We start from the raw sequence: 25710 nt of genomic DNA, 5'->3' as shown, positions 1-25710 counted from the left end.
TTATGGACATCGGCGATATGCGTCGCGATTTTGAAAGTGAGGGGCTCGATCGCGAGGCGCTGAGCGACGACCCGGTTCAGCAATTCGAGACCTGGTTCAGCCATGCCCGGGAAGCCGGTATTCTCGAGCCCAATGCCATGTCACTCGCCACCGCCGGCGCGAACAGCATGCCCGATTTGCGCACGGTGCTGCTAAAGTACTTTGATGAGCGCGGATTCGTGTTCTATACCAATTACGAAAGCCGTAAAGCCCATGAGATTGCGGAAAACCCAAGGGCCGCCCTGTTGTTCCCCTGGATTGGCCTGAATCGGCAGGTGTGCATTCAGGGCCAGGTCGAAAAGGTCAGTAAAACCGAATCCCTGACGTACTTTGCCTCGCGCCCAAGAGGCAGCCAGATAGGCGCCTGGGTATCGGAACAGAGCAAGGCCATCACCTCACGGGGGCTGCTGGAGCAGAAAGTGGCGGAAATGAAGCGCAAGTTCAGTAAAGGTGAAGTGCCATTGCCAGGTTTCTGGGGCGGCTACCGCGTTGTACCTGAACGCATCGAGTTCTGGCAGGGCCGTCCCAGCCGCCTCCATGATCGGTTTGAATACGTGAGGAAAGGCGATGACTGGCTCATCCAACGACTCCAGCCCTGATTTTACCGGCGCTCGACGGAAACCGACCATCAAGCTGTGCCATCAGACTGGGCAATTGCCGGACATTGCACCGGATTGGTTAACGGCTCATGAGCGCGAGAAATTTTCCGGGCTCAGCGGCACCCGCGCGGCAGAGTTCCTCACCAGCCGCTGGCTGATACGCCAGGCTTTGAGCAGAGCAGGCTCCATAACGCCTGACCTGTGCTGCCCGGTGGAGGGGCGCCCCACAACCTCTGCCTGCCCGGCGGGCTGGCACCTCTCTCTGAGCCATAGCCATGGTCTGTCTGCCTGTGCCACTGAATATGGATCTGCGCTGGGAATAGACATTGAGCCCAGCAAGCGCCATCCCCAATGGCAAAAGGTGGTTAAACGCTGGTTTTCTCCCGTTGAGCAGGAATGGCTGTTCAAAGAAAACGACTCTCACACCTTTCTCCGCGCCTGGACATTAAAGGAAGCCTGGCTGAAGGCTACTGGCCGGGGCATTGCCGGCAATCTTCAGACTCTGGAAGTGCGCAGGAATTTTGAGCTCTACGGCGACCAACCAGACAATCACTGGCAGGCCTGTGCCTTTTATACCGAGGGGTTTCTGTGCACACTGGTTTACCGACAGGCAGAGGGCAACCAGAATGACTCATGGCCAGCCATCACGTTGCTGGAACCGCCCCCTGACGATTACAGCCTGAGCGCAGCAGAACCACTGGACGCACATTGGGAGCCGGTGTTCCAGCGCAGAATCCGAGCCAAGCGCTGACAAGTAAGCAGGGAAACCATTTATGCCAGCTTCGCACAAAGACAACAAAGCCCCCGCAGCCCCGGCCGCCACCGAGCGCTGCTCATGGTGTGGTAGCGATCCGCTCTATGTGCACTACCACGATACCGTTTGGGGCCGGCCCGAATACGACAGCCAGGCCCTGTTTGAAAAGCTATGTCTGGATGGCCAGCAGGCCGGCCTGAGCTGGATAACCATTCTGCGCAAGCAGGAGAGCTATCGAGCCGCTTATGATCACTTCAATCCGGAGAAAATCATTCAATACAACGACGCCAAAGTAGCCGAGCTTTTGGCAAATCCGGGCATTGTGCGCAATAAACTGAAAGTACAATCGATCATCAAAAACGCCCGGGGGTTTCTGGATCTGCAGGAGAAAGGCGCAGAATTTTCACACTTTCTCTGGTCGTTTGTGGAAAACAACCCGATTCAGAACAGCTGGCGCAGTTTTGATGAAGTGCCTGTAACAACGCCACAATCCGAGGCCATGTCACGAGCGCTCAAGCGCGCCGGTTTTACCTTTGTTGGCCCCACCATTGTTTATGCCTTCATGCAGGCTACCGGTATGGTTAACGACCACATGGTTTTTTGCCCGCAACACGCGCAGTGCAGCTCGCTTGCCCAATGATCTTAAATGCCTGCCGGCTCGTAAGTTCTGGAGAATCAGGTATCCCGGAGCTTTACTGTGAGAATTACCCTGGAGCAACTCGCAACCCAGCCAAAGCAGGTTATTGACCTGCTTGAGAACATCTCTATTGAAGGCCAGCAGGTTCAGGGGCAAAAACCGTGATTTCGGTAGCGAGACTTGCGATTTTCGTGGGGATGGCAGGGCTAATACCCTTCATTGCCTGTGTTATTGCTCTTTTCGCGATGCCGCAGCATAGCGTCGCTATGCTGGCCTATTTTTATCTCTACAGTGCGGGCATTCTGGCTTTCATGGCAGGTGTTTACTGGCCCATAGCGATGCAGTTGGATAATCGCTGCTACCCGCTATCGCCGCTGGTAACCATGTTGCTGAGCCAGGTATTTTTTATCGCCGCGGGCGTTGGCCTGCTTCTGAGTACGCCGGCGCAGATAGTGTTTTACACCCTGGCGTTCCTTGCCCTGTATATGACCGATGCGCTCTGGATGCGGGTGTATTGGCCAGTCTGGTATCTTCGCTTGCGCCTTTTTCTGACACTCGTCGCAGTCGCTTGCCAGCTCACCGTTGGTGTCTGGTTCTTCCTGCTGCATTAAAGCCGGAAAGACTCCTCCGGCCCTTCGACCAACGCCTGCAATTTACGCAAGGCCAATTTCTCGATCTGCCGCACCCGCTCCCGGCTTATGCCCATGTCGTCAGAGATCACCTGCAATGTTTCCGGTTCCGGCAGATCAAGACCGTAGCGGCGTGACAAAATAGCCTGCTCCCGATCAGTGAGCTCGCTGAACAAGGATTTCAAGGCCCGGCGATCATCGCGGCCCGACATCCGGTGCTCCGGGCTCGCGTGCTTGTCGGCTTCAAGGCTGTCACCCAGGGTGATTGAACCATCGTCAATCAAGGGGACGTCCGTTGATATTTCCCGCCAGGCCAGCGCCCGGAGCTCTCCAATCCGCGAGGGCGTTGCTTCCATCGCTTGTGCAAGCTCTGTCTGGGACGGCATACGTCCGAGATTCTGGTGCATCTGCAACGATACTTTGTGCAGGTTGCGGATTTCATTCACCACGTTTTCCGGCGTGTGAACGAGTCGGGCACCCCGCTGCAAACACCGCTTGACCTCTTCACTGATCCACCAGTATGCGTAAGTAGAAAAGCGGAATCCGCGGGTAGGGTCAAAACGCTCAACCGCTTTGATCAGCCCAACATTCGCGTCCTGAATCAGATCAGACATGGGAATGCCGTGCTGGTTGTAACGGCGAGCAATGTGCACAGCCAGACGCAAGTTGCTCTGAATAAACTTGCGACGACAGGTGTTGGCAAGATGGAATGCACGGCGACACTTGGGTGAAAAGGCGCAAGCGTCGCCAAGGCTGCCTATGACAGCGCGGAATGTTTGGGGTGCGTCGTCAGGCAGCGCGAGTTCTGCGCTGATCACGCGATAACATCGCGTCAGTTTGCGGGATAGGCGGCGTTCAGACACCTCTGTAAGCATTTCGTACCGGGACGCATCCCTGAAATACAGCCCAACCAGAGAATCCCTTTCACCATCATTGGGCATTTTAGGAGACGGCCCCGGCCTGTCGGTATTTAACATGGCTCGGTACCCGTTGGAATTTACAGAGGATACGTCCTCATACCCTGGATGGATTCATCGCCGGCGGCCCTGCCGGCGCACGAATCTACCCACGGCTACACCACTCAGGCAGCAACAATCGCGTAGCCGTGATTATGGGGCTCGACAAGAACACCATGCAAAGCAATGATCGCTTTTTCATAGTTGTCTTCATCAACCACAAACTGGATATCAACCTGGCGCATGCACTGGTGCAGAGCCAGCACGTTAATTTCCTCGTCAGCCAACACCTTGACCGACCGCGCAAGAATGCCGGGCATCTTTATATCGCTGCCAATTGCGGAAACCACAGCCACTTTACGGGTACTGATCTCACCGTTGGGGAACTCATCTTTCAGCGCCTTCACCACGCGTTTTACGTGTTTCAGGGTGCTGTCTACGTAATGAGTAATACTGTTGGCGTTGGTATCCTTGGCCATAAAGCGTACTTTGAAGCGGCTCAGGATCTCGAGGATGCGACGGTCCGATCCGGGCTCTCCCTGCATGTCCTGATCAAATACCTCAATGGCAAACACACCTTTGGCACCGGCAATAATCTCGACCTGTGGCTTTTCGCTCACATAATCGCCAGTGATCAGAGTGCCGGTATGTTCCGGCTCAAAAGTGTTCATCACTCGCAACGGAATTTCTGACTGACGCAAGCCTTTACCGGCACGGGGGTGAATCGCTTCCATACCCAGGTTTGCCAGCTGGTCGGCCACATCGTAGTTGGTGCGACCCAGGGGGACCACTTTCTCTGCGCCTACAATATTGGGATCGGCAGAACTCAGATGGTATTCCTTGTGGATGATGGCTTCGCGGGCTTCTGTCATGACCGCCACACGGCTGAACGTCATCTCACTGTAGCCCCGATCAAAGGTACGCATCAGGCCTTCCTTGCACTGGGCATAGCCGGTTACGATCGGCAATTCACGGCTCAGATCAACGGAGGCAAACGTCTGCTTCAGCTTTTCGTCCAGCGGCAGCAGCTCCGTGTCGCGCCAGCCGGTTAGGTCCACAAAGCGTGCATTGATCCCTTCTTGCTGCAGCTTAAGCGTCGTGTTGAACGCGCTGTGGGCCTCACCAATACCTGCAAGCATTTCACGAACGGTCAGCAGGTGCTCTTCGAGCTGGAACTGGCCGTAAGAACACAGGCGTTGCAGATCGATCAAACACCCGCGAACACCTTCAACACGATCAGTAATGAACTGATCCGCCTGCTGTTTGAGCATAGGATCTTCAAACAGCTCGCCGTTGATGTCCGTAACAAACTTGATCAGTTGGGTGAGATCATCATTCCAGGCCCAGTCAGATTCCGCATCGGCGAACAGTGCATAAACGCCCGGCTCGCCTGTCTTCTTGTGCTCCAACAACTCGTTGGTCACACCACTGTAGGCCGACACCACGAAAATACGCTGATAGAGATCTTCCTTGCTACGGTCCGCAACGATGATGTTATCGCGCACGGCTTCGTAGTTACTCATTGACGTACCGCCGATTTTTTCGACGGTATGTAATTGACTAGTCATAGTTCTACCTTAGCTACCCTGCAGAATGAATTTTCTTGGCGACGGGGCGTCTTACGACGCCTCGCTGATTCCTTCCTGCATGATTTCATCCACACTTTTTGCCAGCAGTTCGGCACCCAGTTTCAGGTCATCCTTGCTGGTTGTCAGCGGCATCAGGCATTTGATGACTTCATCATTCGGACCACTGGTCTCAATGATCAGGCCGTGCTCGAAAGCGCGCTGGGTAATCGCGCCTGTGATGTCCGCGTTAGCCGCCTCAATGCCGCGCATCAGGCCGCGCCCTTTCATTTTGAACTGACCCGGGTACTTATCGCAAATCGCCTGCAGCGCATCGCCCAGAACCTGAGTCTTTTCCTTCACTTCGTTGGCAAACTTGTCATCTTTCCAATAGGTATCAACAGCGGCGCGGGCAGTGATGAACGCCATGTTGTTGCCACGGAAGGTACCGTTGTGCTCACCTGAGGTCCAAACATCCAGCTCTGGCCTGAACAGCACCAGCGCCATGGGTAGACCATAACCACTCAGGGACTTGGACACCGTCACAATATCAGGTTTGATGCCTGCAAACTCAAAGCTGAAGAAGTCACCGGTCCGACCATTACCTGCCTGGATATCGTCCAGAATCAGCAGAATGTCGTGTTTCTTGCACAGGGTTTCCAAGCCTTTCAGCCACTCGGCGCGGGCAGCATTCAGACCACCTTCGCCCTGAATCGCTTCCACGATAACCGCAGCAGGCAGCTCAACACCGGAAGAGCTGTCAGAAAGCAACTTGTCCATCACCTCCAGAGTATCAACGTTCTCACCCAGATAGCCGTCGTAGAACATGAAGTCTACGCCCGATAGTGGAACGCCCGCACCACCACGATGATGCTTGTTACCGGTTGCAGCAACCGCGCCCAGAGTCACGCCATGAAAACCGTTGGTGAAAGAGATAATACCACTACGGCCCTTCACTTTGCGGGCCAGCTTCAGGGCTGCTTCCACGCAGTTGGTACCGGTCGGGCCAGTAAACTGCATCTTGTAGTCCAGGCCACGCGGGTCCAGGATGTACTTCTTGTAGGACTCAATGAAGTCATGCTTGGCCGTGGTGAATAGATCCAGACCCTGGCTCACGCCGTCTGCTTCGATGTATTCAAGCAGTGCTTTTTTCAAAATGTCGTTGTTATGACCGTAGTTCAGTGAACCGGCACCGGCCAGAAAATCCAGATACTGCTTGCCATCTTCAGTGTAAAGATGCGCGTTCTTGGCGCGATTAAAAATCACCGGGAAGGCACGGCTGTATACACGTACTTCGGATTCAGTGGTCTTGAAAATTTCCATAGTTTTACCTCTTGGCCTGTTCGGCCTATTCGGCCTATTCAATAGGGTTCTTTAAAAGATAGCTCTGAGGCTAGTGCACATGAGCAGGCATGGCGCCGCTTAAAAAATGCTCAGGGCTTTTTATGCTCTCTGGGCTTCATATGGGCTCAGGGCTTCTTGGTAAACGGCCCGATGCGCAGCAAAAACTCGGAATCGTGCTTGCCGCCAAAATGGGTGTCTTTCTCGAAATGCTCATGGTGCTCAAGTTCGGCACCCATGTCCCGCGCAAACGAACGGAACAATGCCCAAGATGCTTCGTTATCGGCAGTAATTGTGGTTTCCATGTGGGTCACGTTTTTGCACGCTGCCCGTGACACGATTTCCTTCAACATCCGCTTGGCCAGACCCTGCCCACGACCCTTCTCGTGAACGGCTACCTGCCAGACAAATACAGTTTCGGACTTTTGGGGAGGGATGTATCCGGAGATAAAGCCGACGAGATCGCCGTCCTTCTCTGCAGCAACGCCGGTGTCGGCGAAATGGCTGCACTGCAAAAGGTTGCAGTATATAGAGTTGGCATCCAGAGGAGGGCATTCCGCTACCAACTGGTGGAGCCTGAAGCCATCATCCTTGGCGGGTGTACGCAGGGTGATGGCGGTGGTATTCGATCCTTCTGAAGTCATAACGTAGGTAGTTCACCTTAGAAAGTTAGAGGTAAATTATATAGACCACAAAATATAATTCAAGTCGGGCCGCCAAGCACTGCCTTGGGAAGACTAGCCTGTTACCTCAAGAATAGACCGGTTTAACGTATTCGTCAGCGCAGAAAAGATTAAATAATCGAAGGGAAAACGAGGTCGCCAGGAGTGAGAGACGTGCCTTTCAGGAGGCGCTCACGGTACGAGTTGGCTGCCGGTGAGTCCGCAGGCCAGAGGCGATCAAACTGCTCCAACCATGCACTGACGTTATAGTTTACAGGTATCAGATCTACCCGAAGCCCACTTTCGGCAATCAGCCCGGCCACCGGCTCAAGCGCTGAAGCCGTGCGGCTTATGCGAGTGACCAGCCCTCGGGCATCCGCACTAAGGTTACCCATACCGGATGAGCCATTATTGGCGACGATGCAAGACCGACTTTCCACGTCGCCCGACCAGAGCACGGGCAGGCAAGTGTGGGTAGACGCTATCACATCGGCCCCGGAGGCCCGGAACCACTGGCCCAGATTTTGCTCGTTACCCGCAGAGAAGGACTCGTGAGCCAGGCCCCAACCCGCCAGAGATTCCGGATCACCATGCAACACCAGAATCTTTAGGCCTCCAAACAACAGGCAGTGATATCTTGGAAGAGCGGCCAGCCGCTTCTGAATATCCGGATGCGCTTCGGCAAGTGTCTGTAGCCGCGCCATGATCTGATTCGAGCGCTCCACCACAGCCTGATCCACAAACTCGGGGTAGGCGCAGCCGCACCCGGCACCGCTACTCGGCGTCGCCAGTTCATAGTCCACATTGCCCAGACTGGCCGTGTGGCTCAGTACCCGGCTGTTGATATCGCGGAACAGCTCATCACTGGCGTTAAACCAGTTGAAATCACCGTTGAACACTAACTTTACGCTGCGCCCTTGCCGCTCTTCCGCAAGCGCCATGTTCTCGATTTCATCAAGCGCAAACGGGTTGCCGTACAGCCCGCCAATGACATACAGAACCTCTTCAGTAACCGGCACGGGCTCCGCGCACAAAGAAGCGGGTTGATAGCGATAAGCCAAAGGACAGCTGCGGCCTTCCGTCATCGCGCCTCTCCCGCCGCCAGAGTTTTCCCGGCCAGCAGGCGAACAGCCAGCGGCAGGAAGAAACCAGCGGTGCAGATCAGGAACCCGTAGGCGTTAACGCCCAACAGCGTGGCGTACTTGCCATCCCCGATCGCCCAGCTCGCCGGAATAAGCCCCGCCGCCAAAAGAACGCCAAGCCCAAGCCCCGTCCAGAAGCTGAGATGAAAACTCCACGGTGACCAGCGGGTGAACCCATAGAACAGAAACACTGGCGCCAACCCCATCACCATCGTGCCGGAAACAGTGGTGGCCTTAAGAATATCCGTGCCAGCGAACATCGGTAGATTGCCAATTACCGCAAACACGATCATCACCACAGCACCCACACGCATGCTCGGCAGTCGGTCTTTAGCACCTTGCACCAGCCGCGGCAGATCCACCGCCAGAGATTTCGCCAACGAGGTAAAGGTTGAATCCAGAGTAGAGCCCGCAGACGTCATCATCACCACACTCATGAAAAACAAAGCCGCCAGCCCCAATGATTGCCCCACCGCCACCGGCGCATTGCCCATGACGTCGATACCATTAAGGCGTGCGTGAACGCCCACCAGGCTGAACAAAAACACTGCGACAAAGCCCAACAAGCCCGCAACCACAAAGCTCTTGAGCATGGTTTTTTCCTTGTTCACAAACCCACGGTCCGTCAGCACCGGGTCGTGAAACGGGTAGCTGAACATCTGCAACAGAGCCACCAGCAACAAATCAAACCCTGCGTTTAACCGGAATTCGCCCTCACTCAGCAAAACGGCGGAATCGTTGGAAGGGATAATCATGAACAACACTGCACCCAGGAAAAACACGAATACAAAAGTCTGAATCACATCGGTAAAAATCGAAGAGCGCAGCCCGCCCTTCAGGCTGTAGGCCAGCGTAAACGCCGTGAACACCATAGCGGCAACATAATACTCCCACTCCCCGGGCAACCCGAAGTAACCGCCCACAACCGCCGTGTTGCTCCAAACCTCGTTATAAAGCCGGATCAGAATAGCCGCCGCAAACGCCAGCCCGGCCAGACGCCCAAACCGCGAGGTAAGAAAATCCTGCAAACTGCGCGCGCCGGTCTGCGTACGAATCAGGTAAATGATGTACCCGGCCATCGGAATCGAAAGCCAGTAACTGGCATAAGCCAGCCCCCCGACCACCCCGTAATCCGCCCCCAGATTCGCCGCATTGGTCACTGACTTGGCAAAAATCCAGCTGATAAAAATACTCGCCGTCAGCGACCACTGACTAACCGGATTACCCTGATCATCCGCGCCTTTGTAAAAAGAGTTCGCATTCCTGCTTTTCGGCGACAGCACGTACATAACCACGCCATAAACCAGCAGGAACCCCCAAAACAGGGAGGCTTCTGTAATGTTCACCTTGTATGTTTCCTCGTTTTATCCAGGGGTTTTTCGATGTTCAGCACAGGAGGCCCGCACTGAGCAAGCCGCGGCATGGGGGATGTGTATTTAGTTTCGCCGGAAAAAATGTCTGAGCGCAGCGAGTTGTTTTTCCAAGAAAATAAATACACATCCCCCATGCCGCCAACTCCCAACAACCAGCCTTAAAAAAACTAACCAGGCGCCGAACAACTAGCCCCATACCGGTAACAGGAAAAACACCGGTGATGCCGCAACATAATGCGCTCATCCATGCTCTGGGCCAGCGACCCACCCAAATCATACTGAGGATCATCATCCACCAGCGTGCAAGCATAAACCCGCACCGAATCGCCCTTCTTCACCAGCATCCGCGTATAGGCACACATAAAATGCGCACGACTATCGATGCTCGGATACTTCTCCATACAGTTCTCGGTAATCTCCGGACTGCCGTCCTCCGAACCCGGGGTGCCCAAATCCGGGAAGGCCGTAAACGCCAGGTTTTCCGGAATCTGCCATTCACGAAATATCCCACGAAAAGCAGACTCAACCTCCGAAGCCACCTCATCGACATCCGTCTGGCGTGCAATAGACACCTTGAAGCCCTGTTCAACCAGCCAGTGAATGCCCTCCAGCGCCTGGTCAAAGCTTCCCTCACCGCGATCCTTGTCATGGCGGGCGCGGTCAGGGAAATCCAGGCTAACGCGGAAGTGAATCGGATAGGGGTTATCCAGCAACGGCAACACCTGATGCCGACGTTTGAGCAACGGCTCGGTGGCGTTGGTCAGCACAAAGCAGGGGCGATACTTGCTGGCGTAATCCAGAATGTTCACAAAATCGCGAATCACGAACGGCTCGCCGCCGGTGAAAGAAAACTGCTCCACACCCATATCCATGGCTTCGTGAATAAACGGCTTCACATCGCTCAACTTCATGCCGGGAATACGCCCATCTCCGGGATGGCTGCCTTCCAGGCAGAAAGGACAGGCCAAATTGCAGGCAGTGCCTGTGTGGATCCACAGCTCTTTCAGCTTGTTTGCGTCAATGTAACCCCGGGGATCGCCATTACGGGTATGAGTCCAGCTGTCGAAGGCTCTGGACTCCAGCACTTCCACAGCCGGAATACGTTTGCTGCGGGCCGGTCGGGTTTCGATCAGGGGCATAGTTGCTCCTCGATGGTTCAAGAATAAGGGTGCTCGGACACGGGCGATGCGGTTTTGTTTCCGCCATCGCCCAACTTTTTTCAGCCCGCAGTTATTTCTTTACGTTTCTGTTGGCGAGTTTGGCCTTTACCCCGGCGCCAGCCATGCAGCTTCTCCAACAATTTCAGAATGCCTTCAGGCGCATGGGCTCGCTTCCACTCACCAGCCGCGTACTTAGCCGACTCGTTCCAGGTCGGGTATGGGTGAATGGTGCCCAGAATCTTGTTCAAGCCCAAGCCATGCTTCATTGCGAGCGTGAATTCCGCGAGGATTTCACCCGCGTGCGAGCCGACAACAACCGCACCAAGAATCTTGTCCTTGCCCGGCGGCGTGAGGACTTTTATAAAGCCATAATCCTCACTCTCGGCGATGGCTCGGTCCAGATCGTCCAGGCCATACCGGGTGACTTCATAAGCGACGCCCTGTTCCCGGGCCTCTGCTTCACTGAGCCCGACCCGCGCCACCTCCGGCGAGGTGAACGTTACCCAGGGCATTACCCGGTAATCCACCCGGAAGCGCTTGAACTGACCAAACAGACCGTTCACAGCCGCATACCAGGCCTGATGCGCAGCGGCATGGGTAAACTGATAGGGGCCGGCCACATCACCGCACGCAAACACGTTGGGGTAACGAACACTCATATCGTCTTCAACCGGAATAGTGCCATTGGGCTGGGTGTCCACGCCGATACGCTCCAGGTTCAAGCCCGTGGTGTTTGCCGCACGGCCAACAGCCACCAGAACCTGATCGAAGGGAATGCGCACCCGCTCACCGCCGTGATCGCAGTAAGCAACTTTTTCACCGTCCTCAATGCAAAACTCAGCCGCAGAATGTCGCAGCCGTACGTCGATACCGTCAGCCTCAAACTGCTCCAGAATCAATGCGGCAACATCTTCGTCTTCTTTTGCCAACAGACGGTCGTCACGCTCGACCTGAATCACCTTGCTACCCAACCGGGCGAAGGCGTGTGCCAGCTCAGAGCCGATGGGGCCACCGCCGAGCACCAACAAACGCTCCGGTTGCTCCTGCAGCTCCCACAGGTTCTCGGAGGTTAGGGGCTGCATGTCTTCCAAACCAGGAATGGGCGGAACAGCCGGCTTGCCACCCGTGGCAACAATAATGCTTCGCGCCGTCAGGCGTTCGGTGTGACCATCGTTGTGCCGTACCTCCAGTTCCCAGGGAGATACGAAGCTCGCCTCGCCAGAGATGCAGTCCACACCCAGTTTGCGGAAACGCTCCGGGGAATCATGGGGCTCTACCTTGGCAATCACTTCTTTCACCCGGTTCATGATGTTCTTGAAGGAGCCTTTCACCGGCACCGATTCCAGCCCATAGCGGTTGGCATGGCGCAGCGTATCGGCTGCCTTGGCACTGCGAATCAGAGCTTTCGAGGGCACGCAGCCGGTATTCAGGCAGTCGCCGCCCATCTTATGCTTTTCAATCAGCGCCACCTTGGCCTTCACCGCGGCAGCAATGTAAGCGGAAACAAGGCCGGCAGAGCCGCCACCAATCACCAGCAGGTTGTAGTCAAAGTGCTCAGGTTTCTGCCAGCCCGCATAGACTTTACGACGACGGATGAAACCGACGACAAACTTGGCAATAAGCGGGAAAAGACCCAGCAACGCGAAGGAAAGCAGCAAATCAGCCGAGACGATGTCAGCGGTAGACTCGATTTGCCCCAGCTGGGTGCCGGCGTTCACGTAGACAAACGTGCCCGGCAGCATGGCGACCCAACTTACAAGCGCATAGGTGCGCAGCTTCATGGCGGTGAGGCCCATGGCTAGGTTGATCAGGAAAAAGGGAAAAACCGGCACCAATCGCAGGGTGGCCAGATAAAAAGCGCCATCCTTTGAAATCCCCCGGTCCATCTTCGCCACGGTTTCAGCGTATCGCTTGCGCAGCGTGTCACGCATCAGGAACCGGGCGACCAGAAATGCCAGGGACGCACCCAAGGTTGAAGCAATGGAAACCGCAGCCAGACCATAGAGGTTGCCGAAAAAGGCGCCGCCAGCCAGAGTCATGATCGTCGCACCTGGTAAAGACAAGGCGGTTACAACCACATAAATCGCAGCATAACCAGTAACCGCCAGCAGAAGGTTCTGATCTATCCATTCCGCCAGAGCGCCTTGATGTCCCTGCAGATTTTCCAGTGTGAGAAGTTTATGCCCGTCGAAACCGAGGAAAATACCCACAATCGCGACGATAAAAATAATAAGGAGAAGCTTGCTGCGATTCATATTCATGCCTATTAAAAGTGTATAAACCAATACGTTGTTATCGCTAAGACACGATCACCGACTGGATGTTACATCTTCCATGAACTAAAGTTTTTGAGCAATCACTAAAGAATGTCGGAACTTTTTACGGTTCTGAAACACTATATAGAGACGACAAGCCAACTCAGACTTACCAGGAACGGAAACCCATGAGCACATCGGTTCATCCGGAAATTGAAGCGTCATTGATCGACAACCTGAGGCAAGGCGACGCGACCGCCTACAAGACTGCGGTGCGGGAGTATTCGCCGGGCATGCTGGCCGTTGCGCGCTTCTATCTGGACCCGTCCAGCGCGGAAGAAATTGTTCAGGACTGTTGGGTGACAGTCATTGATGCCATCCACAAGTTTGAGGGCAGATCCGGCCTGAAAACCTGGCTGCATCGCATCGTCGCCAACCGCTGCAAAAACAGGCTCCGCACCAGTAACCGGGAGGTGGCAACCGATTTTTCCGAGACCCTGGATCCGGAATTGGCCAGCCGCTTCAATTCCAACGGCCGCTGGGGTGTGCCGCCCAAGCTGCAATTTCACGAATCTGCAGATACGCTGATGGAAAACGATGCCCTCAGCGATTGCCTGGATAAACACCTTTCCAACTTGCCGGAAACCCAGCGTTCTGCCCTGATGCTTTATGAAGCTCACCAGCACAAATCTGAAGATGTGTGTAACATTCTTGATGTGAGCGCCTCTAACCTCCGTGTACTTCTACACCGTGGGAGGCAAAAAATCTTTCTCATGGTGGAAACCTTCCAGGAGACGGGCGAATGCTAATGTGCAAGGATCTGGCCGAAATTGCCAGTGACTACATCGATGACGAGCTGACCGGTCGACAGAACCTGTCCGTGAAAATGCATTTGATGATGTGCAGACATTGCCGGACTTTTATCGGCAATCTGCGCGCGAGTACCGATCTTTTAAAGGTGCATTCATCCGGACAGGAAAATGAGGAGCTGATTCGCAAAATCGATGAACGGGTGGCCGAAGCCCTCGGAGCCAGGAAATCCGAGGGCGGCGTTCGCGAATAACAGAATAAAACCTGGCGCTCACGGGGTTGTCAGGCACCCGTTCAGCGAATTTTTTACAACGTGCCTTGCCGAACCTGGGTCTTTTGAGCTTCTTCGTGCACACTCTGTCTTGCCATTTCGGCTTCCCGTAGTAAGTGCATGTCCTTGCTTACACTGGTATAGGTCGAGACGAGGTAGGGCACGCAATAGGTTAGCGCAACCTTCAGCCAGTCCATTGAACCCGCTCCGGTGACCGCTTCCCACTGATTAATCACCACCAGCAGGGTACCTACCACCGCCGCCAACTTTGCGGCACGCCGGGGCGTGCCATCGCTTATGGCAAGTACACCGGCTTCGCTGCAATGGCGAGCTTGCTTACGCAAAATCCCGATAAAAGACATCAACACCTCAACAATATTTGGCGTTCTGCCAGACATAGCCGTGTCTGGCTGTTACAAAATTGATCTCTTGGGTGGAACTCTGTACGACCATCCCTGTCATTGGAGCGATCGTTCAAAAACCACAAAGGAGAAAGGAATGCCCAAACAGTTACCCCTTGCCCTGCTGTTGCTCAGACTCGGCGTTTTTATTGTATTTCTGTTCTGGACCCTGGACAAACTGGTGCAACCCGAACACGCGGCCAAAGTCTTTACCGCGTTCTATGGGCTAGGAAGTCTTGGAGAAAGCGCTTTTTATGCAATTGGTGTCGCCCAACTGGCACTGATTCTCGCCTTCGTCGCAGGGCTCTTTAAAACCTGGACCTACGGCGCCATTCTGGTGTTCCACGGGGTTTCCACCCTCGCGTCATTCAGCAAATACCTCCAACCTTTCGACAACCTCGTATTTTTTGCTGCCTGGCCAATGCTGGCCGCCTGTGCCGCCTTATTCCTGCTGCGGGACTACGATACCCTTACGCTTTCACGGCAGCCGTCTCCCGCCCTTGCCTAGCACCATGCATTGGCGGCTTGTGTAACAGGTGCCCCGATTGTCTGTCTGTGTTATCAATATAAACAGATTTACGACCGGGGTACTGCATGTTTCTGAACTGGCTGTCGAGGCGCCTGGCTGCCTATCTTTCCAAACAGGTAGCGCAGCATTCCGTGCCGACTTCAACCTATGAAGCGCTGGAAAAGGCACTCAGGCCCGGAGACGTCCTGCTTGTAGAAGGTAATACACGCGTCAGCGTCGCGATAAAGTACCTGACCCAGTCAACCTGGTCTCATGCGGCGCTTTACCTCGGGCCGAATTCAGGTTTGGGAACATCGTGTGATGGCGAGCCTCACACGCTGATCGAGGCGGATCTGGAGTTCGGTATTCGCCCCTTGCCGCTCTCCTATTATCGAAATAGCCATACCCGTATCTGCCGCCCTGTAGGGCTGGATGACGATAACATGCGTATGCTCACCGATTACGCACTGAGCCGGCTGGGGAACCAGTACGACATGAAGAATGTGTTTGATCTGGCGCGCTATCTTATCCAGACACCGCCGGTGCCTGCCCGGCACCGGCACAAATTACTGTCGCTTGGAAGCGGCGATCCCACACGAGCGATCTGTTCCACGTTTATTGCCGAGGGTTTTCAGCGCCTGCGCTATCCGATACTTCCGACCATCGACACGATACCTTCAGACGACCCGAGCTGCAGGGGCTGTATTCGCGAGCATTACCGTATCCGGCAAACATCCTTGTTCACGCCGCGAGATTTTGATGCATCTCCGTATTTCCGGATTATCAAACCAACACTGGAAAACAGCTTCGATTTCAGAGCCATCAACTGGGCAAATCTTTAACCTGCCCCGGTTGCGGGTCAATAAAAAAGGGTGGGGGTTCTGGCCCCACCCAAGGTCGACAACAACCTCACTAATGCAAACCAACGTAATTACTTGTCGATGAACTTCTTTTGCTCCATTCGTGTGTACTCGGTCAGTGCCGCCAACTCCTCGGACCCCCATTCCAGAGGCTCCGCTGCCATCGGCGCCACCATGCAAATCTGAACCATTTCATCCAGGTGCACCATGTCCATGCCAAAGTCACGCTGGCCCATAGCCACGAAATGCGGGTACTCTTTTTTGAAGGTAGGGTTGTAGAGCATGCCATTTGTATGGCAAGTGGCACACGCAAGGCCGTTGGAGGACAGGCTGGTGTCGTTGAACAGCTTCTCACCCTTGGCTCTCAGTTCGGCCACATTGCCCTGGTAGGGTGTGTAACCTTCAGGCCGACGAACCGCTTTCTTGAGACTGGCCGATACACCTTCTCCCTTGGCCTCGCCTTCTGCTTCGCCCTCGGCCTCACCTTCGGCGCGGCCCTCTGCTTCGCCTTCTCCTCTGGCGGAGCCTTCTGCCTCAGCTTTGGCTTCTCCCTCTGCTTCACCTTTTGCTTCACCTTCAGCCTCACCCTGCGCCGCTTCGGCGGATGGAATCAGCTCCAGAAAAGAGCCGGAACCCGTGCTGAAACCCGCTACAGTCACCACCGTCATCATGGGAAGAGTCACCATGAGATTTCGGGACAGTTTGCGTAAGAGTTCTTTTCGGTTTTTATTTGTGGACATATCAACAACCTCCAGTCGTATTTTTCCCTTATTCAGGGTACACAAGGTCTCAGGCACTTCTGGCCATGCCCGACACCTGGCTTTCCAGGTAGCGCAAGGTCGACGGATGGACTCCGAATTCAGCACTAACTTCTACACCTGCCTGCTCAGCAAGCATTCCAATAATGGCCATGTGATGAATGGTGTGGCTAGCGAGAAAAACCAGTTCACGATCGACACTGGTGGATACCACTTGCCGCTGGCCATCACTGTTGTGCAGCATCGCAAGTTCATTGCAATGCTCTGTTCCAAACCGGTTGCGCAATTCCCGCAAGATGACTGACAGACGACGCCCTCCGGTCCGTCGGTCTGTTTCCAGTGACAGATCACGGTTCCGGTTTTCATAATCAAGCAATGCCCCGGGGCAATCAGTGGCCGACAACAGGGCGCTGTAGTGATCGATGATGTGACGAACGTGCTTGCCAATCACATGCTGTTTCCTGTGACCAAAGCTTTGCCGGTACAGGTTCCCGGGCAACGCTTGCAACAGGTCGACGAGTTGCCCGATGGCATGGGCATTTTCTTCCACAATGTCGCTCACGTCCCGACGCTTATCTGAAACTGGCTGTGTCATGGTATTCATCCGTTTCCTGTTGTTCTTTTAAGCACTGAAAGCGACCGAGTGGACACAAGCGTTACTCATGCCCACATCGATCAACATCTCAGCCTTTGGCTTTTCCCTCGGCCTCGCCTTCCCCTTCGCCCTCTCCCTTGGCGTCATCCTTGTCATGGCCTTTCTTCTTGGTTTTGCCTTCAGCTTCTCCTTCACCTTCTCCTTTGGCTTCACCTTTGCCTTCGGCTTCACCTTCTCCATAGCCCTTCTTCTTGGCTTCACCCTCGGCTTCCGCCTCTCCTGCGGCAAGCATCAGGTAGCCTGGCTCCGCTGTAACATCGGCGGCTGAGACGTTGAACGCCGAGGCGCCTATAACGACTGCAAACACGGGGCCCGTGTAGGCCATGCCCCGGGCAAGCTTGCCGAGCAATCTCTGTTTCTGCGTTTCTCTGGACATGATGCGTCCCCTTTGCTTTTCACGTTATTGCCAGGTTGTATGCCTGGCCTCCCAATACCCGGAATCGAAGAATATTTGTACTCAACGGCTCCCGGATGCCTTTTGCGGTGCTCTCATAGAACACCGCCCGGACAGTGCCGCAGCAGCGGCCTCCGGATTATTCATATCAACCAGATAGCGTTCGCAGCCTTCCAGCCAACCTGCAAGTCTGGTGAAGCCACCGGTATCCAGTGGCCGCCCGTCTTCGGAACAGCAGTTGGCAATGAGGTGTCTGAGTGCCTCATTTACGGTCATGGCCTGTACACCGCTTTCGTCCTCGAGTGGCTCTTTCGTGGGAACAAGCACCGCAAGTACCTGGGCGGAGTTGCCCGTCATACCCGCCATTGCCGGTAGGAGCATTCCCTCTTGGTCGGGGGCCTGCAGGGGCAAACCCAGCCCTTCAATGTGATCGTCTCCGGAGGCTTTCAGAAGTGCCCCGCGACCATAATCAGCACGCCAGTGGGTAGACAGAGCAAGGGTGAGCGCGTCACGCAGGGTTGGCTCACTATGGCTGACCATATACATCGGGCCAGCCTGATCGGGGCCGGCAACCAGGCCGGCGTCTATAGCGATGTCAGCATGTTTGGCGGCGTGCGTTGCCAGGCAGTGTGCAAGCGCGGGCGCGACAGCCGAAAGCGGCAACCGTGGGTGGAGCACCTGACCATCGAGAATCAACGTGAAGCCCGGCGTATCCCGGACAATTTCGAGCCGGGGCAGCGAGTCTTTTCCCGCCTCGTCGGAAACCGCCATCGGCTGCAACAGATTTTCAATCCGATTGACCAACGCTGCACTGTCGGTGAAGAACCGGGCCCGGAAGCGACCGCAGGCCAGCACCATCGACATCATGGCGGACGTCTCCGGGAATGGCGGCTGGACAGATTCCAGCGCAACCGGTTCAGCCGGGTGATTCTCAGATTGCACCAGAAAACGGTTGTTAACCCAGTCAGCCAGCGTATTCCATACATCGTTGCGGATAGCCCAGGCGTCCGGGGCCACAGGCATACTTTTGAAAGCGGAATCTACCAGCGTCGACGCAATGTCATCCGGCCCGGCACCTTCTGTGGCCATCAACCAGATCAGTGAGGCGGTCTCGTTCAGGCTACTCAGGTGGCCCAGCCGGGTGTCGTAGACATAGACCTGGTCTTCACTGAAGGTCTCCTCGGACATCCACCGTTCAAGACGGGGCTGTTTCACCGGACGGTCGGAGAGCGCTTGGGCAACCACCCAGTCCGCCAGCCGAGGCAGGGCCATAAACGGCAGGTATACCGTGGGATCCGACCCCGGTATCAGGTTTTTGAAGCCACCACTGTTGGCTATTTCGGCCTGGGTTTCCCGAACCAGTCGCTCCGCCATGGAACCGGCAGAATCGGCACCAGCAGGCCGGTTAAGGCCAAGCATTTCAACCATATCCCCTATCAGCGCGCCTTTGATGCCTTCCTCAATGTCGCCGCCACTCTCAGGGCCGGCGCAGACTCCCAGAGACGGGCTGAGGTTACACTCCAGGATCCAGGGCTTAAGGTTGTCGTCGACGAGGCAGTCAATGCCCATAAGTTCATAACAGCCCCGGGTGTCGGCGCCAATGACTCGTGAGCGCTCACGCATGGGCTCCAGGGCTGCCAGGCAGGTCAGGGCAACCATATCCTCAATTTTGGCGAACAGCGCCTCGTCGTCATGGCCCTGCTCCCGCAACCAGGCCCGGTAGCGCTCGAAATCCACGAATTCCACCGGCACCTCGGCCTCAAGGTTCAGAGCGTTGACATCAGGATTGGTCAGGTAACTGTACGGATTATTTGCGTTTTCTTCGTCGTAAGGCGCTGACGCCAGCTTGGCAAACCCCTGGCGGTAAAGGTAAACCCTGAAGGGCGAAACAGAAGACACCAGCACATACAGGCGCAGCACGTATTTTCGACCATGCATGGTATGGGGGTTTTCAAGGTACTCCTGAACCATCCAGGAGGACTCCATGGGCACGTCCGCCGGGTCACCCACCAATTGGACACCTTTTCCGCGGGCGGCATTCTTGGGCTTGAGAATCCAGCGTTTGCCCGGGTTGCCAAGTGCCGCCTGCTGGAAGTCGTGATAATCCTCGGGCATGGAGAAAACCCCAGGCACGAAAGCCAGGCGATCGGTCAGGTGTCCGCCGCCTTTCTCCTGCCGTTCCACGCGTTCCCGCAGGTCCATGAGGCTGCGGTACAGGCGGCTTTTCACCGTGAGGGCATTGTTGCCGGGAATATGATTAATTTTTCGTTCCGGCCCAACCTGGCTGAAAAACTCCGGATCTGGCATGCCGGTATACCAGCAGGCATGCCATTGCTCGGAGGTCTCTGCCTGTTGCCACAGGGATTTGTCGAGGGATTCGTCAAAAAAGCGGTCTTCCTCGTAGGACCTGTTGCCACCCATCCAATAGTGCCGAGTCATCTTGTCGCGCTCTCCGTTCCGGTTACTCACTGCCTCGGTACCTTCCAAGGCATTGATTATTCGCGTTTCACGGGTAGAGACACATGAGAAGTGCAACTGTTACAGTACGTAAGGAACTTTCTGATCAATCAATAACAAATAAAGAGACTCCTCCTATGCGTCGCCCGGTCAAAGCGGATCTTATGCCCTGGTTCGCCCGCGCATTTTCCAGTCCGTACCGACATGCTCTGCAACGATCCATGCACAAAGCTCGGGCAAGGCTGCGGGGCGAGAGCGACCTTGTTCGGGTGTTCGTGAATCCTCGAGACCCTTTCGGGCTACCCTTGTTGCAGGCACTTGTCCAATTGCAGGAGCACTTTGGGGTGCGCATCCGGCTCCATACCGTTTGGCAACTGGATGAAGAAATGTTCCCCGAGCCGGCGCTTTGGGGCCCGTGGGCTCAACAGGACGCCACCCTGATCGCCAAACTGTATAACCTCACGCCGCCTGACCGGCCAACGCCACTCTCGGAAACCGAACTCAAGGCCGCCACCGCCCGTCTGCTTCAGGCCGAACAAGCCAACGACGGACTCAATACCGCTGCCCGCATATTGACGGATCTCTGGAGTTCCGATTCCCAAAGCGAGCCAGGTCCGGAACCTACAGATCTTCATAATCAAACCCTGCTCGAGAATGAAAAAATGCTCCGGCGGCTCGGCCATTATCAGGGCAGCATGATTTGGTACCTTGGTGAGTGGATCTGGGGCGTAGACCGGCTGGACCATCTTGAGCGAAGCTTCACGGATCAGGGGCTGAATCGGGACGCCTCAAGGGCGATAACCTTTACGCGCACTTGGGCTGATTTAACAAATACCGCCACCAGATTACCCGATGGCCATCCGGCCGCCGAGACACCTCTGGATGTGTTCTTTTCCATTCGCAGCCCTTACTCCTACCTCGGCCTGGAACGGGCAATCCTGCTGGCGAAGGCATGGAATATACCTCTGCAACTGAGGCCGGTGCTCCCCATGGTGATGCGCGGGCAATCGGTACCCGATGCCAAGAAGTGGTACATCTTCCACGACACAAAAAGGGAAGCCGACAAGCTGGGCATTCCTTATGGCTTTGTCGCTGACCCTCTCGGGCCTGGCGTGGAAAGGTGCTATGCCCTGTTTGAATACGCCCGCTCCCAGGGCCTTGAAATCGAATACATGGTTAGCTACGCCCGAGCCGTCAATGCCGAAGGTATCCGCTCGGAAACCGATGCGGGCCTGAAAGTCATCGTAGAGCGCGCTGGATTGGAATGGCAGAAGGCAGAGACTCTGTTAAATGATCAGAGTTGGCGTGAATGGGCGGAAGTAAACCGTAAGGCAATGTATGACTGCGGGCTTTGGGGCGTTCCGAGTTTCCGCTATGGAACCTTCAGCTGTTGGGGTCAGGACAGGCTCTGGATAATCGAGGAGGCAATCAAAAAAAGGGTGGAGACCAGCTCCACCCAAGGGGTTTGCGACCCGACCAACAACGCAAAGGTTACATAGGGCCAGCGCGGCAATTAAGGTAAGTCGTTCTGTATCTCATGACCTACTGACAGGCGAACCTGTAAATTGTTACAGAATCAGTCCCGGTTTTTTACCCTCCCGCGACCGCCGCCATCATTCCCATGTTGGCCACCCATCTGACTGGCCAACATGGCGATAACGTTAAGATCGGGCATCGCCCCCGGGGGTGGAATGGCCGCGCCTTCGGTGTGCGGTCAAGCGCTGTCCGGACCAGATCCCTGCCAGCATGCCTGCAAGGGCGGAGAGGCTGGCCGGGGATAATGCGGGCAAAGCCAGCAACAACTGGAAATCGTTCCCCCCAAGCGCAAGGGCCGAACCGACCCCCATCAGAAGACCGCTGCCAAGGTGTTTGCCCGTTTCGCCGATGGCGGGCAACACCCAGCGGAAACGCCGGAAACGCCAGGCCCCGGCTGTCATGCCCAGCAACATGGCAAGCAGAATCAACACCCTGGATAGCGACGGGAATGGCAAAGTACCAGCCATCAGATTCAGCCCTGAGTCCCGGACAAAATCACTGGGCGACCAGGCCGGCTCGTACAGGAACAGCGCCCCGGCAAAAATACCGACCAACATAATACCGCTCCACAGGCGCCAGCGATCATGGAACCTCCAGTAAACCAGTATTGAAACCAGCATCAGGGCGCTCATGGCTAACCAGGGCAAAAGCCCGGCCTGATATGGCGTACTGCGCAGGGCTGGCTCCACACCGGCGATGATCAGCAATACCCACCCGACCAACCAGCCCAGCATGGTCAACACCATGCGCAGATCCCCGCTGGCAAGGCGCGTGGCCGTGGAAATGGAGCAGGCGCCGTTAATTGCAGCCCCAATCCCGAACATGAAGCCACCCAGGGGAATAGACCAGTGAAAGGCGTAGACCGCCAGAAAGGAATGGTTGTAATACGCGATTAGCGGGGTAAACAGGTAGATCCAGAATCCGGCCATAAGAATGGCCGTCAAGCGCAACCGCCGGCCCCGTGTCCAGTCACTGACACCCCGGACCATACAGAGGCCGGTTACCTGAGCGGTATAGCCAATCACCGCCGCAATGGTCAATGTGATTGCGATTGAAATCATGAGAGCCCTGTACCCCCGAATGCCAGATTAACTCCGTAACGTTAGAGATACCGGCTGGGCCAGGTCACGAGCATATCCACAACCTGATTAACCGGCGAATGGAAAATAGCCCGGCAACTCCAGTAAGCCGGCAAGATTCTGGCCTTGGGAGTTTGCAGACTCGACTTTGGATCTCGTCATAGTGTTTTTCCTTGCCCGTTAAGATGGTCTACTTTTAATGGACTACCAAGCAGTGCCAATTGTTACAGCACAGGCCATGAAATGACGTTTTTCTTTCGTGAGAATCGCTGTCCTATCCCATTACCGCCCCTCGGTATTCTGGTGATACTCATGCTACTGCTGGGTGGCTGCTCGACGGGCACACTCAATACCGAGCTGGGCGGCACGTCCGTTGCTGACCACTATGACTTCCAGTCGCGACTGCCCGCCAACGACGAACGGTTGTTTGTTGTACTTGCCTTTTCCGGAGGCGGAACCCGGGCCGCAGCGCTTTCCTATGGTGTTCTGAATGCACTTCGAAATGAGCAACTGGTGATTGACAACCAGCCCACGCGATTACTTGACCAGGTTGATGTGATTTCCGCCGTTTCGGGCGGTAGTTATACTGCAGCTTACTACGGCCTTTTCGGCGATCGACTGTTTGAAGATTTCGAGGAACGTTTTCTACGCCGTAACTGGCCGCGTACTTATGGCTGGATGCTGGCGAACCCGTACAACATGGCCCAGCTGATTTCTTCTGATTTCAACCGCTCGGATCTGATGGCAGAGTTTCTGGGCAAACAGGTTTTTGATGACAAAACCTTTGCCGATCTGTCGGTTGGGCCGCTTCCATTTGTGATTATCAATGCCACAGATTTGAACAATGCGCTGACGTTCTCCTTCATACAGCAACAGTTTGATTTTCTCTGCTCTGACTTGAGTAACTATCCCGTTGCCAACGCCGTTATGGCCTCTTCGACCGTACCACCCGCGTTCGCGTCCATGAGGCTCCGTAACTACCCTGGTTGTGAAACAAGGAACAAATTATGGGTTACCGAGGCACTGAATAACCGCAACCTGCTATCAAGGAAATTTGCCGTCGCCCAAGGGCTGTCACGCTACCTTGATCCGGCGCAGATGCCGTATCTGAGCCTGGCCGACGGGGGCATTACGGACAACATAGGAGTACGAGGATCCATGATGAGCCCGGTTGCCCATCGTGGCGACGTCCAACAAATGACCGGTGCTTTTAACCGCCGCGCCCTCGAGAGCGTTGAGAAAGTCCTCGTCGTTCTGGTCAATGCCCAGGTTTATTCATCCTACCCCTGGGCGGCATCCGGCGCGGAACCGGGAACAATCGAAACCCTTGCGGCCTCCTTTGATGCGGCGTTCAATACACTAACCACGGAAAACATTTCCCAGGCGCGCCGGGAATTCCTGGCATGGGGCGAGAGCCTCAACCTCACCCGCCCATCCGGCAAGCCACTTGTTAACGTCTACTTTTCAACCCTGACATTCAATCAGGTGGGAGATCCTGCCAGGCGGGCCCACTACAATGCACTTCCCACGGCAGCACTAACTGCAGATGACGTCGACGCCCTGATTGAACTTGGCGGGGAGCTTCTGCGCCAATCAGAGCCGTTTCAACAGTTTCTCATTGACACGAAAACGCTGCCCGGCACATCGGGCGGTACTAAAACCGATACTCCGCCATAAAAGAGCCAAAGCTGTTTCTCGGGTCTTCGCTTGCTGGCAAGTTTCGGTCGTCGACCGTATCCGTGGACAGCCAGAGGCTCAAGTGAGCGCCAAAACGCGGCCCTATCCAGTGCAAACCCAGGATAGTTTGACCAACGCTGCGCTTGATGCTGACCCTATTCCTGTCTGTCCATTCATTGTCTACCAAAAGGTTACCCTCGCGCGGCAGTGCCCAGGCAAAATAGGTTGCCCTCAACGTGACCGAGGCATACAACCAGCTGCCGCCAGTGGGCAAAATGTTCGCGTCGTAATCCATTCCGCGGCCTATCGGGTCCGGAATAAAGTGGAATCCCTGCGGACGATTCCCAAACCGGAACTCCAGACCTGGCTGCGCAAAGGTAAAAAAGTTACCCACTGCAAAATCTCCCGACAGGGCAACATCAAACCAGGCATTGCGGTACAGGCGACGCTTGGCACTCAGATACCCATTCAGTATGGGCTCGAAATCGAGCTGGTTGTTCCAGCCTTCAGGATCGTCACCGCCGATCGCTTTATGCACCGCCTTCTGGGACTGCTCGGCCAAAGCCGGTTCGCCGACCCAGCCAAACAGCCACTGGGCACCAAAGAAATACGTGTCATCGAAGCCGTAGAAGCTGTTACCCCAGCCCAGAAACCCGACGTAAGGAACATCATTTTCAATGAGCGCCGGGTGTTCAATGTCCGCCGGGGTCTGCATATTCTGACCCAACACCCAACTTTCACGATAATTCAGCCCTGGCTTATCAGGAATGGCTCTGGCCAACAGAGCCTTTCCAAACGCTGGCGTACCCCCGGTTCTATCCAGCGAGCTGACAGGTTCAGACGAGATGATGACCGATGTGCCATTGGTGAACTGATTGTCGGAACTCAGGATAACGTCGTTGGAAAGTTCAAGCCTGATTGTTTTATCAGCTTTGGCGTTTTCCGCCAGTAGTGCAGCGCAAATCATCAGCCCCGAGGGGAGTAGTCTGGAACAACGTTTCACGCCTTTAAAGAGCTGTGCTTTTGCCATGGTGCTTTTCCTCACCCTTTAAATCGTTCTTTCAAAGGACCACCAAACGTCTCTGATTGTTACATCGAAAATCAGACGCTCCAGAAACCTCAGCATGCAGAAAATCTGTAATCCTTTGACCGCTCGTGTGTCCATAGCGTGAAAGCCACACCTCAGGACGTT

General features: G+C 55.2%; 25 protein-coding genes. 10 read left to right on the top strand and 15 right to left on the bottom strand.

Features of this window, described 5'->3' with window-relative positions; translation table 11 throughout:
• Positions 1–2 precede the first annotated feature (2 nt).
• From pdxH to FFI90_RS12740, 4 genes are all read left to right on the top strand, one after another.
• Positions 3–638 carry a pyridoxamine 5'-phosphate oxidase gene (pdxH, locus tag FFI90_RS12755; RefSeq protein WP_144778457.1) on the top strand — a complete coding sequence of 212 codons (636 nt, stop codon included), beginning with the start codon at positions 3–5 and terminating at the stop codon, positions 636–638.
• Complete coding sequence (locus tag FFI90_RS12750; RefSeq protein WP_144778456.1) at positions 607–1389, top strand: 4'-phosphopantetheinyl transferase family protein; 783 nt, start codon at positions 607–609, stop codon at positions 1387–1389. The genes pdxH and FFI90_RS12750 overlap by 32 nt, the downstream gene beginning before the upstream one ends.
• 22 nt (positions 1390–1411) lie before the next feature.
• Positions 1412–2032 carry a DNA-3-methyladenine glycosylase I gene (locus FFI90_RS12745; protein ID WP_144778455.1) on the top strand — a complete coding sequence of 207 codons (621 nt, stop codon included), beginning with the start codon at positions 1412–1414 and terminating at the stop codon, positions 2030–2032.
• Positions 2033–2190: 158 nt separating this feature from the next.
• Positions 2191–2640 carry a DUF3429 domain-containing protein gene (locus tag FFI90_RS12740; protein ID WP_144778454.1) on the top strand — a complete coding sequence of 150 codons (450 nt, stop codon included), beginning with the start codon at positions 2191–2193 and terminating at the stop codon, positions 2638–2640.
• On the opposite strand, the gene FFI90_RS12735 is transcribed toward FFI90_RS12740, so the two are convergent.
• From FFI90_RS12735 to FFI90_RS12700, 8 genes are all read right to left on the bottom strand, one after another.
• Positions 2637–3635: a sigma-70 family RNA polymerase sigma factor gene (locus FFI90_RS12735; protein ID WP_144778453.1), complete on the bottom strand. Its 999-nt coding sequence runs from the start codon at positions 3633–3635 to the stop codon at positions 2637–2639. The genes FFI90_RS12740 and FFI90_RS12735 overlap by 4 nt on opposite strands.
• Positions 3636–3739: 104 nt before the next feature.
• Entirely contained in the window at positions 3740–5182 is a 1443-nt protein-coding gene (locus FFI90_RS12730; protein WP_144778452.1) for an aspartate kinase, read from the bottom strand.
• 51 nt (positions 5183–5233) lie between these two features.
• The gene (gene ectB / locus FFI90_RS12725) at positions 5234–6502 is read right to left on the bottom strand and encodes a diaminobutyrate--2-oxoglutarate transaminase (RefSeq protein ID WP_144778451.1); all 1269 of its coding nucleotides are present in this window, start codon (positions 6500–6502) and stop codon (positions 5234–5236) included.
• Between the two features lie 146 nt (positions 6503–6648).
• Positions 6649–7164 carry a diaminobutyrate acetyltransferase gene (gene ectA / locus FFI90_RS12720; protein WP_144778450.1) on the bottom strand — a complete coding sequence of 172 codons (516 nt, stop codon included), beginning with the start codon at positions 7162–7164 and terminating at the stop codon, positions 6649–6651.
• 149 nt (positions 7165–7313) lie between these two features.
• Positions 7314–8267, bottom strand: coding sequence for a hypothetical protein (locus tag FFI90_RS12715; RefSeq protein ID WP_144778449.1), 954 nt, complete (start codon positions 8265–8267; stop codon positions 7314–7316).
• Positions 8264–9670: a sodium:solute symporter family transporter gene (locus tag FFI90_RS12710; RefSeq protein WP_144778448.1), complete on the bottom strand. Its 1407-nt coding sequence runs from the start codon at positions 9668–9670 to the stop codon at positions 8264–8266. Before FFI90_RS12710 ends, FFI90_RS12715 begins: the two co-directional genes overlap by 4 nt.
• A 194-nt stretch (positions 9671–9864) precedes the next feature.
• Positions 9865–10836: a radical SAM protein gene (locus FFI90_RS12705; RefSeq protein ID WP_144778447.1), complete on the bottom strand. Its 972-nt coding sequence runs from the start codon at positions 10834–10836 to the stop codon at positions 9865–9867.
• 80 nt (positions 10837–10916) lie between these two features.
• A complete protein-coding gene (locus tag FFI90_RS12700; protein ID WP_144778446.1) occupies positions 10917–13112 on the bottom strand; it encodes an FAD-dependent oxidoreductase in 2196 nt (731 codons plus the stop codon).
• 188 nt (positions 13113–13300) lie between these two features.
• Between FFI90_RS12700 and FFI90_RS12695 the strand changes: the two genes are divergently transcribed.
• Complete coding sequence (locus FFI90_RS12695; RefSeq protein ID WP_144778445.1) at positions 13301–13921, top strand: RNA polymerase sigma factor; 621 nt, start codon at positions 13301–13303, stop codon at positions 13919–13921.
• On the top strand, positions 13915–14175 hold the full coding sequence (locus FFI90_RS12690; protein ID WP_144778444.1) for a zf-HC2 domain-containing protein: 261 nt from the start codon (positions 13915–13917) through the stop codon (positions 14173–14175). Before FFI90_RS12695 ends, FFI90_RS12690 begins: the two co-directional genes overlap by 7 nt.
• Before the next feature lie 53 nt (positions 14176–14228).
• Here FFI90_RS12690 and nrtS read toward each other — a convergent pair whose 3' ends face one another.
• The gene (nrtS, locus tag FFI90_RS12685) at positions 14229–14591 is read right to left on the bottom strand and encodes a nitrate/nitrite transporter NrtS (protein WP_246123564.1); all 363 of its coding nucleotides are present in this window, start codon (positions 14589–14591) and stop codon (positions 14229–14231) included.
• A 100-nt stretch (positions 14592–14691) separates the two neighbouring features.
• Between nrtS and FFI90_RS12680 the strand changes: the two genes are divergently transcribed.
• Complete coding sequence (locus FFI90_RS12680; RefSeq protein WP_144778443.1) at positions 14692–15102, top strand: hypothetical protein; 411 nt, start codon at positions 14692–14694, stop codon at positions 15100–15102.
• A gap of 86 nt (positions 15103–15188) precedes the next feature.
• A complete protein-coding gene (locus tag FFI90_RS12675; RefSeq protein WP_144778442.1) occupies positions 15189–15944 on the top strand; it encodes a YiiX/YebB-like N1pC/P60 family cysteine hydrolase in 756 nt (251 codons plus the stop codon).
• An 89-nt stretch (positions 15945–16033) separates the two neighbouring features.
• On the opposite strand, the gene FFI90_RS12670 is transcribed toward FFI90_RS12675, so the two are convergent.
• The 4 genes from FFI90_RS12670 to FFI90_RS12655 form a co-directional block, all read right to left on the bottom strand.
• Entirely contained in the window at positions 16034–16702 is a 669-nt protein-coding gene (locus FFI90_RS12670) for a c-type cytochrome (RefSeq protein ID WP_144778441.1), read from the bottom strand.
• 49 nt (positions 16703–16751) lie between these two features.
• Complete coding sequence (locus tag FFI90_RS12665; RefSeq protein ID WP_144778440.1) at positions 16752–17315, bottom strand: DinB family protein; 564 nt, start codon at positions 17313–17315, stop codon at positions 16752–16754.
• Positions 17316–17403: 88 nt separating this feature from the next.
• On the bottom strand, positions 17404–17751 hold the full coding sequence (locus tag FFI90_RS20145; protein ID WP_186317983.1) for a hypothetical protein: 348 nt from the start codon (positions 17749–17751) through the stop codon (positions 17404–17406).
• A gap of 81 nt (positions 17752–17832) precedes the next feature.
• Positions 17833–20208, bottom strand: coding sequence for an amylase (locus FFI90_RS12655; RefSeq protein ID WP_144778439.1), 2376 nt, complete (start codon positions 20206–20208; stop codon positions 17833–17835).
• A 155-nt stretch (positions 20209–20363) separates the two neighbouring features.
• Here FFI90_RS12655 and FFI90_RS12650 point away from each other — a divergent pair, with 155 nt between their 5' ends.
• Positions 20364–21725, top strand: coding sequence for a DsbA family protein (locus tag FFI90_RS12650; RefSeq protein ID WP_144778438.1), 1362 nt, complete (start codon positions 20364–20366; stop codon positions 21723–21725).
• Positions 21726–21887: 162 nt separating this feature from the next.
• Here FFI90_RS12650 and FFI90_RS12645 read toward each other — a convergent pair whose 3' ends face one another.
• A complete protein-coding gene (locus FFI90_RS12645; protein ID WP_144778437.1) occupies positions 21888–22823 on the bottom strand; it encodes a YeeE/YedE thiosulfate transporter family protein in 936 nt (311 codons plus the stop codon).
• 261 nt (positions 22824–23084) lie between these two features.
• Between FFI90_RS12645 and FFI90_RS12640 the strand changes: the two genes are divergently transcribed.
• On the top strand, positions 23085–24518 hold the full coding sequence (locus FFI90_RS12640) for a patatin-like phospholipase family protein (protein ID WP_144778436.1): 1434 nt from the start codon (positions 23085–23087) through the stop codon (positions 24516–24518).
• Here FFI90_RS12640 and FFI90_RS12635 read toward each other — a convergent pair.
• Positions 24496–25548, bottom strand: coding sequence for a lipid A deacylase LpxR family protein (locus FFI90_RS12635; RefSeq protein ID WP_144778435.1), 1053 nt, complete (start codon positions 25546–25548; stop codon positions 24496–24498). The two genes, FFI90_RS12640 and FFI90_RS12635, sit on opposite strands and share 23 nt — an antisense overlap.
• Positions 25549–25710 lie beyond the last annotated feature (162 nt).

It is taken from the genome of Marinobacter maritimus (genome assembly GCF_007671675.1).
Lineage (GTDB): Bacteria > Pseudomonadota > Gammaproteobacteria > Pseudomonadales > Oleiphilaceae > Marinobacter > Marinobacter maritimus.
This window is presented reverse-complemented; position numbering and strand designations above follow the sequence as displayed.

What these genes read in the sequence shown, in the direction of transcription:
- pdxH (WP_144778457.1), top strand. Translation starts at nt 3, where the DNA reads ATGGACATCGGCGATATGCGTCGCGATTTTGAAAGTGAGGGGCTCGAT.
- FFI90_RS12750 (WP_144778456.1), top strand. Translation starts at nt 607, where the DNA reads ATGACTGGCTCATCCAACGACTCCAGCCCTGATTTTACCGGCGCTCGA.
- FFI90_RS12745 (WP_144778455.1), top strand. Translation starts at nt 1,412, where the DNA reads ATGCCAGCTTCGCACAAAGACAACAAAGCCCCCGCAGCCCCGGCCGCC.
- FFI90_RS12735 (WP_144778453.1), bottom strand. Translation starts at nt 3,635, where the DNA reads ATGTTAAATACCGACAGGCCGGGGCCGTCTCCTAAAATGCCCAATGAT.
- FFI90_RS12730 (WP_144778452.1), bottom strand. Translation starts at nt 5,182, where the DNA reads ATGACTAGTCAATTACATACCGTCGAAAAAATCGGCGGTACGTCAATG.
- ectB (WP_144778451.1), bottom strand. Translation starts at nt 6,502, where the DNA reads ATGGAAATTTTCAAGACCACTGAATCCGAAGTACGTGTATACAGCCGT.
- ectA (WP_144778450.1), bottom strand. Translation starts at nt 7,164, where the DNA reads ATGACTTCAGAAGGATCGAATACCACCGCCATCACCCTGCGTACACCC.
- FFI90_RS12715 (WP_144778449.1), bottom strand. Translation starts at nt 8,267, where the DNA reads ATGACGGAAGGCCGCAGCTGTCCTTTGGCTTATCGCTATCAACCCGCT.
- FFI90_RS12705 (WP_144778447.1), bottom strand. Translation starts at nt 10,836, where the DNA reads ATGCCCCTGATCGAAACCCGACCGGCCCGCAGCAAACGTATTCCGGCT.
- FFI90_RS12700 (WP_144778446.1), bottom strand. Translation starts at nt 13,112, where the DNA reads ATGAATCGCAGCAAGCTTCTCCTTATTATTTTTATCGTCGCGATTGTG.
- FFI90_RS12695 (WP_144778445.1), top strand. Translation starts at nt 13,301, where the DNA reads ATGAGCACATCGGTTCATCCGGAAATTGAAGCGTCATTGATCGACAAC.
- FFI90_RS12690 (WP_144778444.1), top strand. Translation starts at nt 13,915, where the DNA reads ATGCTAATGTGCAAGGATCTGGCCGAAATTGCCAGTGACTACATCGAT.
- nrtS (WP_246123564.1), bottom strand. Translation starts at nt 14,591, where the DNA reads ATGTCTGGCAGAACGCCAAATATTGTTGAGGTGTTGATGTCTTTTATC.
- FFI90_RS12680 (WP_144778443.1), top strand. Translation starts at nt 14,692, where the DNA reads ATGCCCAAACAGTTACCCCTTGCCCTGCTGTTGCTCAGACTCGGCGTT.
- FFI90_RS12675 (WP_144778442.1), top strand. Translation starts at nt 15,189, where the DNA reads ATGTTTCTGAACTGGCTGTCGAGGCGCCTGGCTGCCTATCTTTCCAAA.
- FFI90_RS12670 (WP_144778441.1), bottom strand. Translation starts at nt 16,702, where the DNA reads ATGTCCACAAATAAAAACCGAAAAGAACTCTTACGCAAACTGTCCCGA.
- FFI90_RS12665 (WP_144778440.1), bottom strand. Translation starts at nt 17,315, where the DNA reads ATGACACAGCCAGTTTCAGATAAGCGTCGGGACGTGAGCGACATTGTG.
- FFI90_RS20145 (WP_186317983.1), bottom strand. Translation starts at nt 17,751, where the DNA reads ATGTCCAGAGAAACGCAGAAACAGAGATTGCTCGGCAAGCTTGCCCGG.
- FFI90_RS12655 (WP_144778439.1), bottom strand. Translation starts at nt 20,208, where the DNA reads ATGACTCGGCACTATTGGATGGGTGGCAACAGGTCCTACGAGGAAGAC.
- FFI90_RS12650 (WP_144778438.1), top strand. Translation starts at nt 20,364, where the DNA reads ATGCGTCGCCCGGTCAAAGCGGATCTTATGCCCTGGTTCGCCCGCGCA.
- FFI90_RS12645 (WP_144778437.1), bottom strand. Translation starts at nt 22,823, where the DNA reads ATGATTTCAATCGCAATCACATTGACCATTGCGGCGGTGATTGGCTAT.
- FFI90_RS12640 (WP_144778436.1), top strand. Translation starts at nt 23,085, where the DNA reads ATGACGTTTTTCTTTCGTGAGAATCGCTGTCCTATCCCATTACCGCCC.
- FFI90_RS12635 (WP_144778435.1), bottom strand. Translation starts at nt 25,548, where the DNA reads ATGGCAAAAGCACAGCTCTTTAAAGGCGTGAAACGTTGTTCCAGACTA.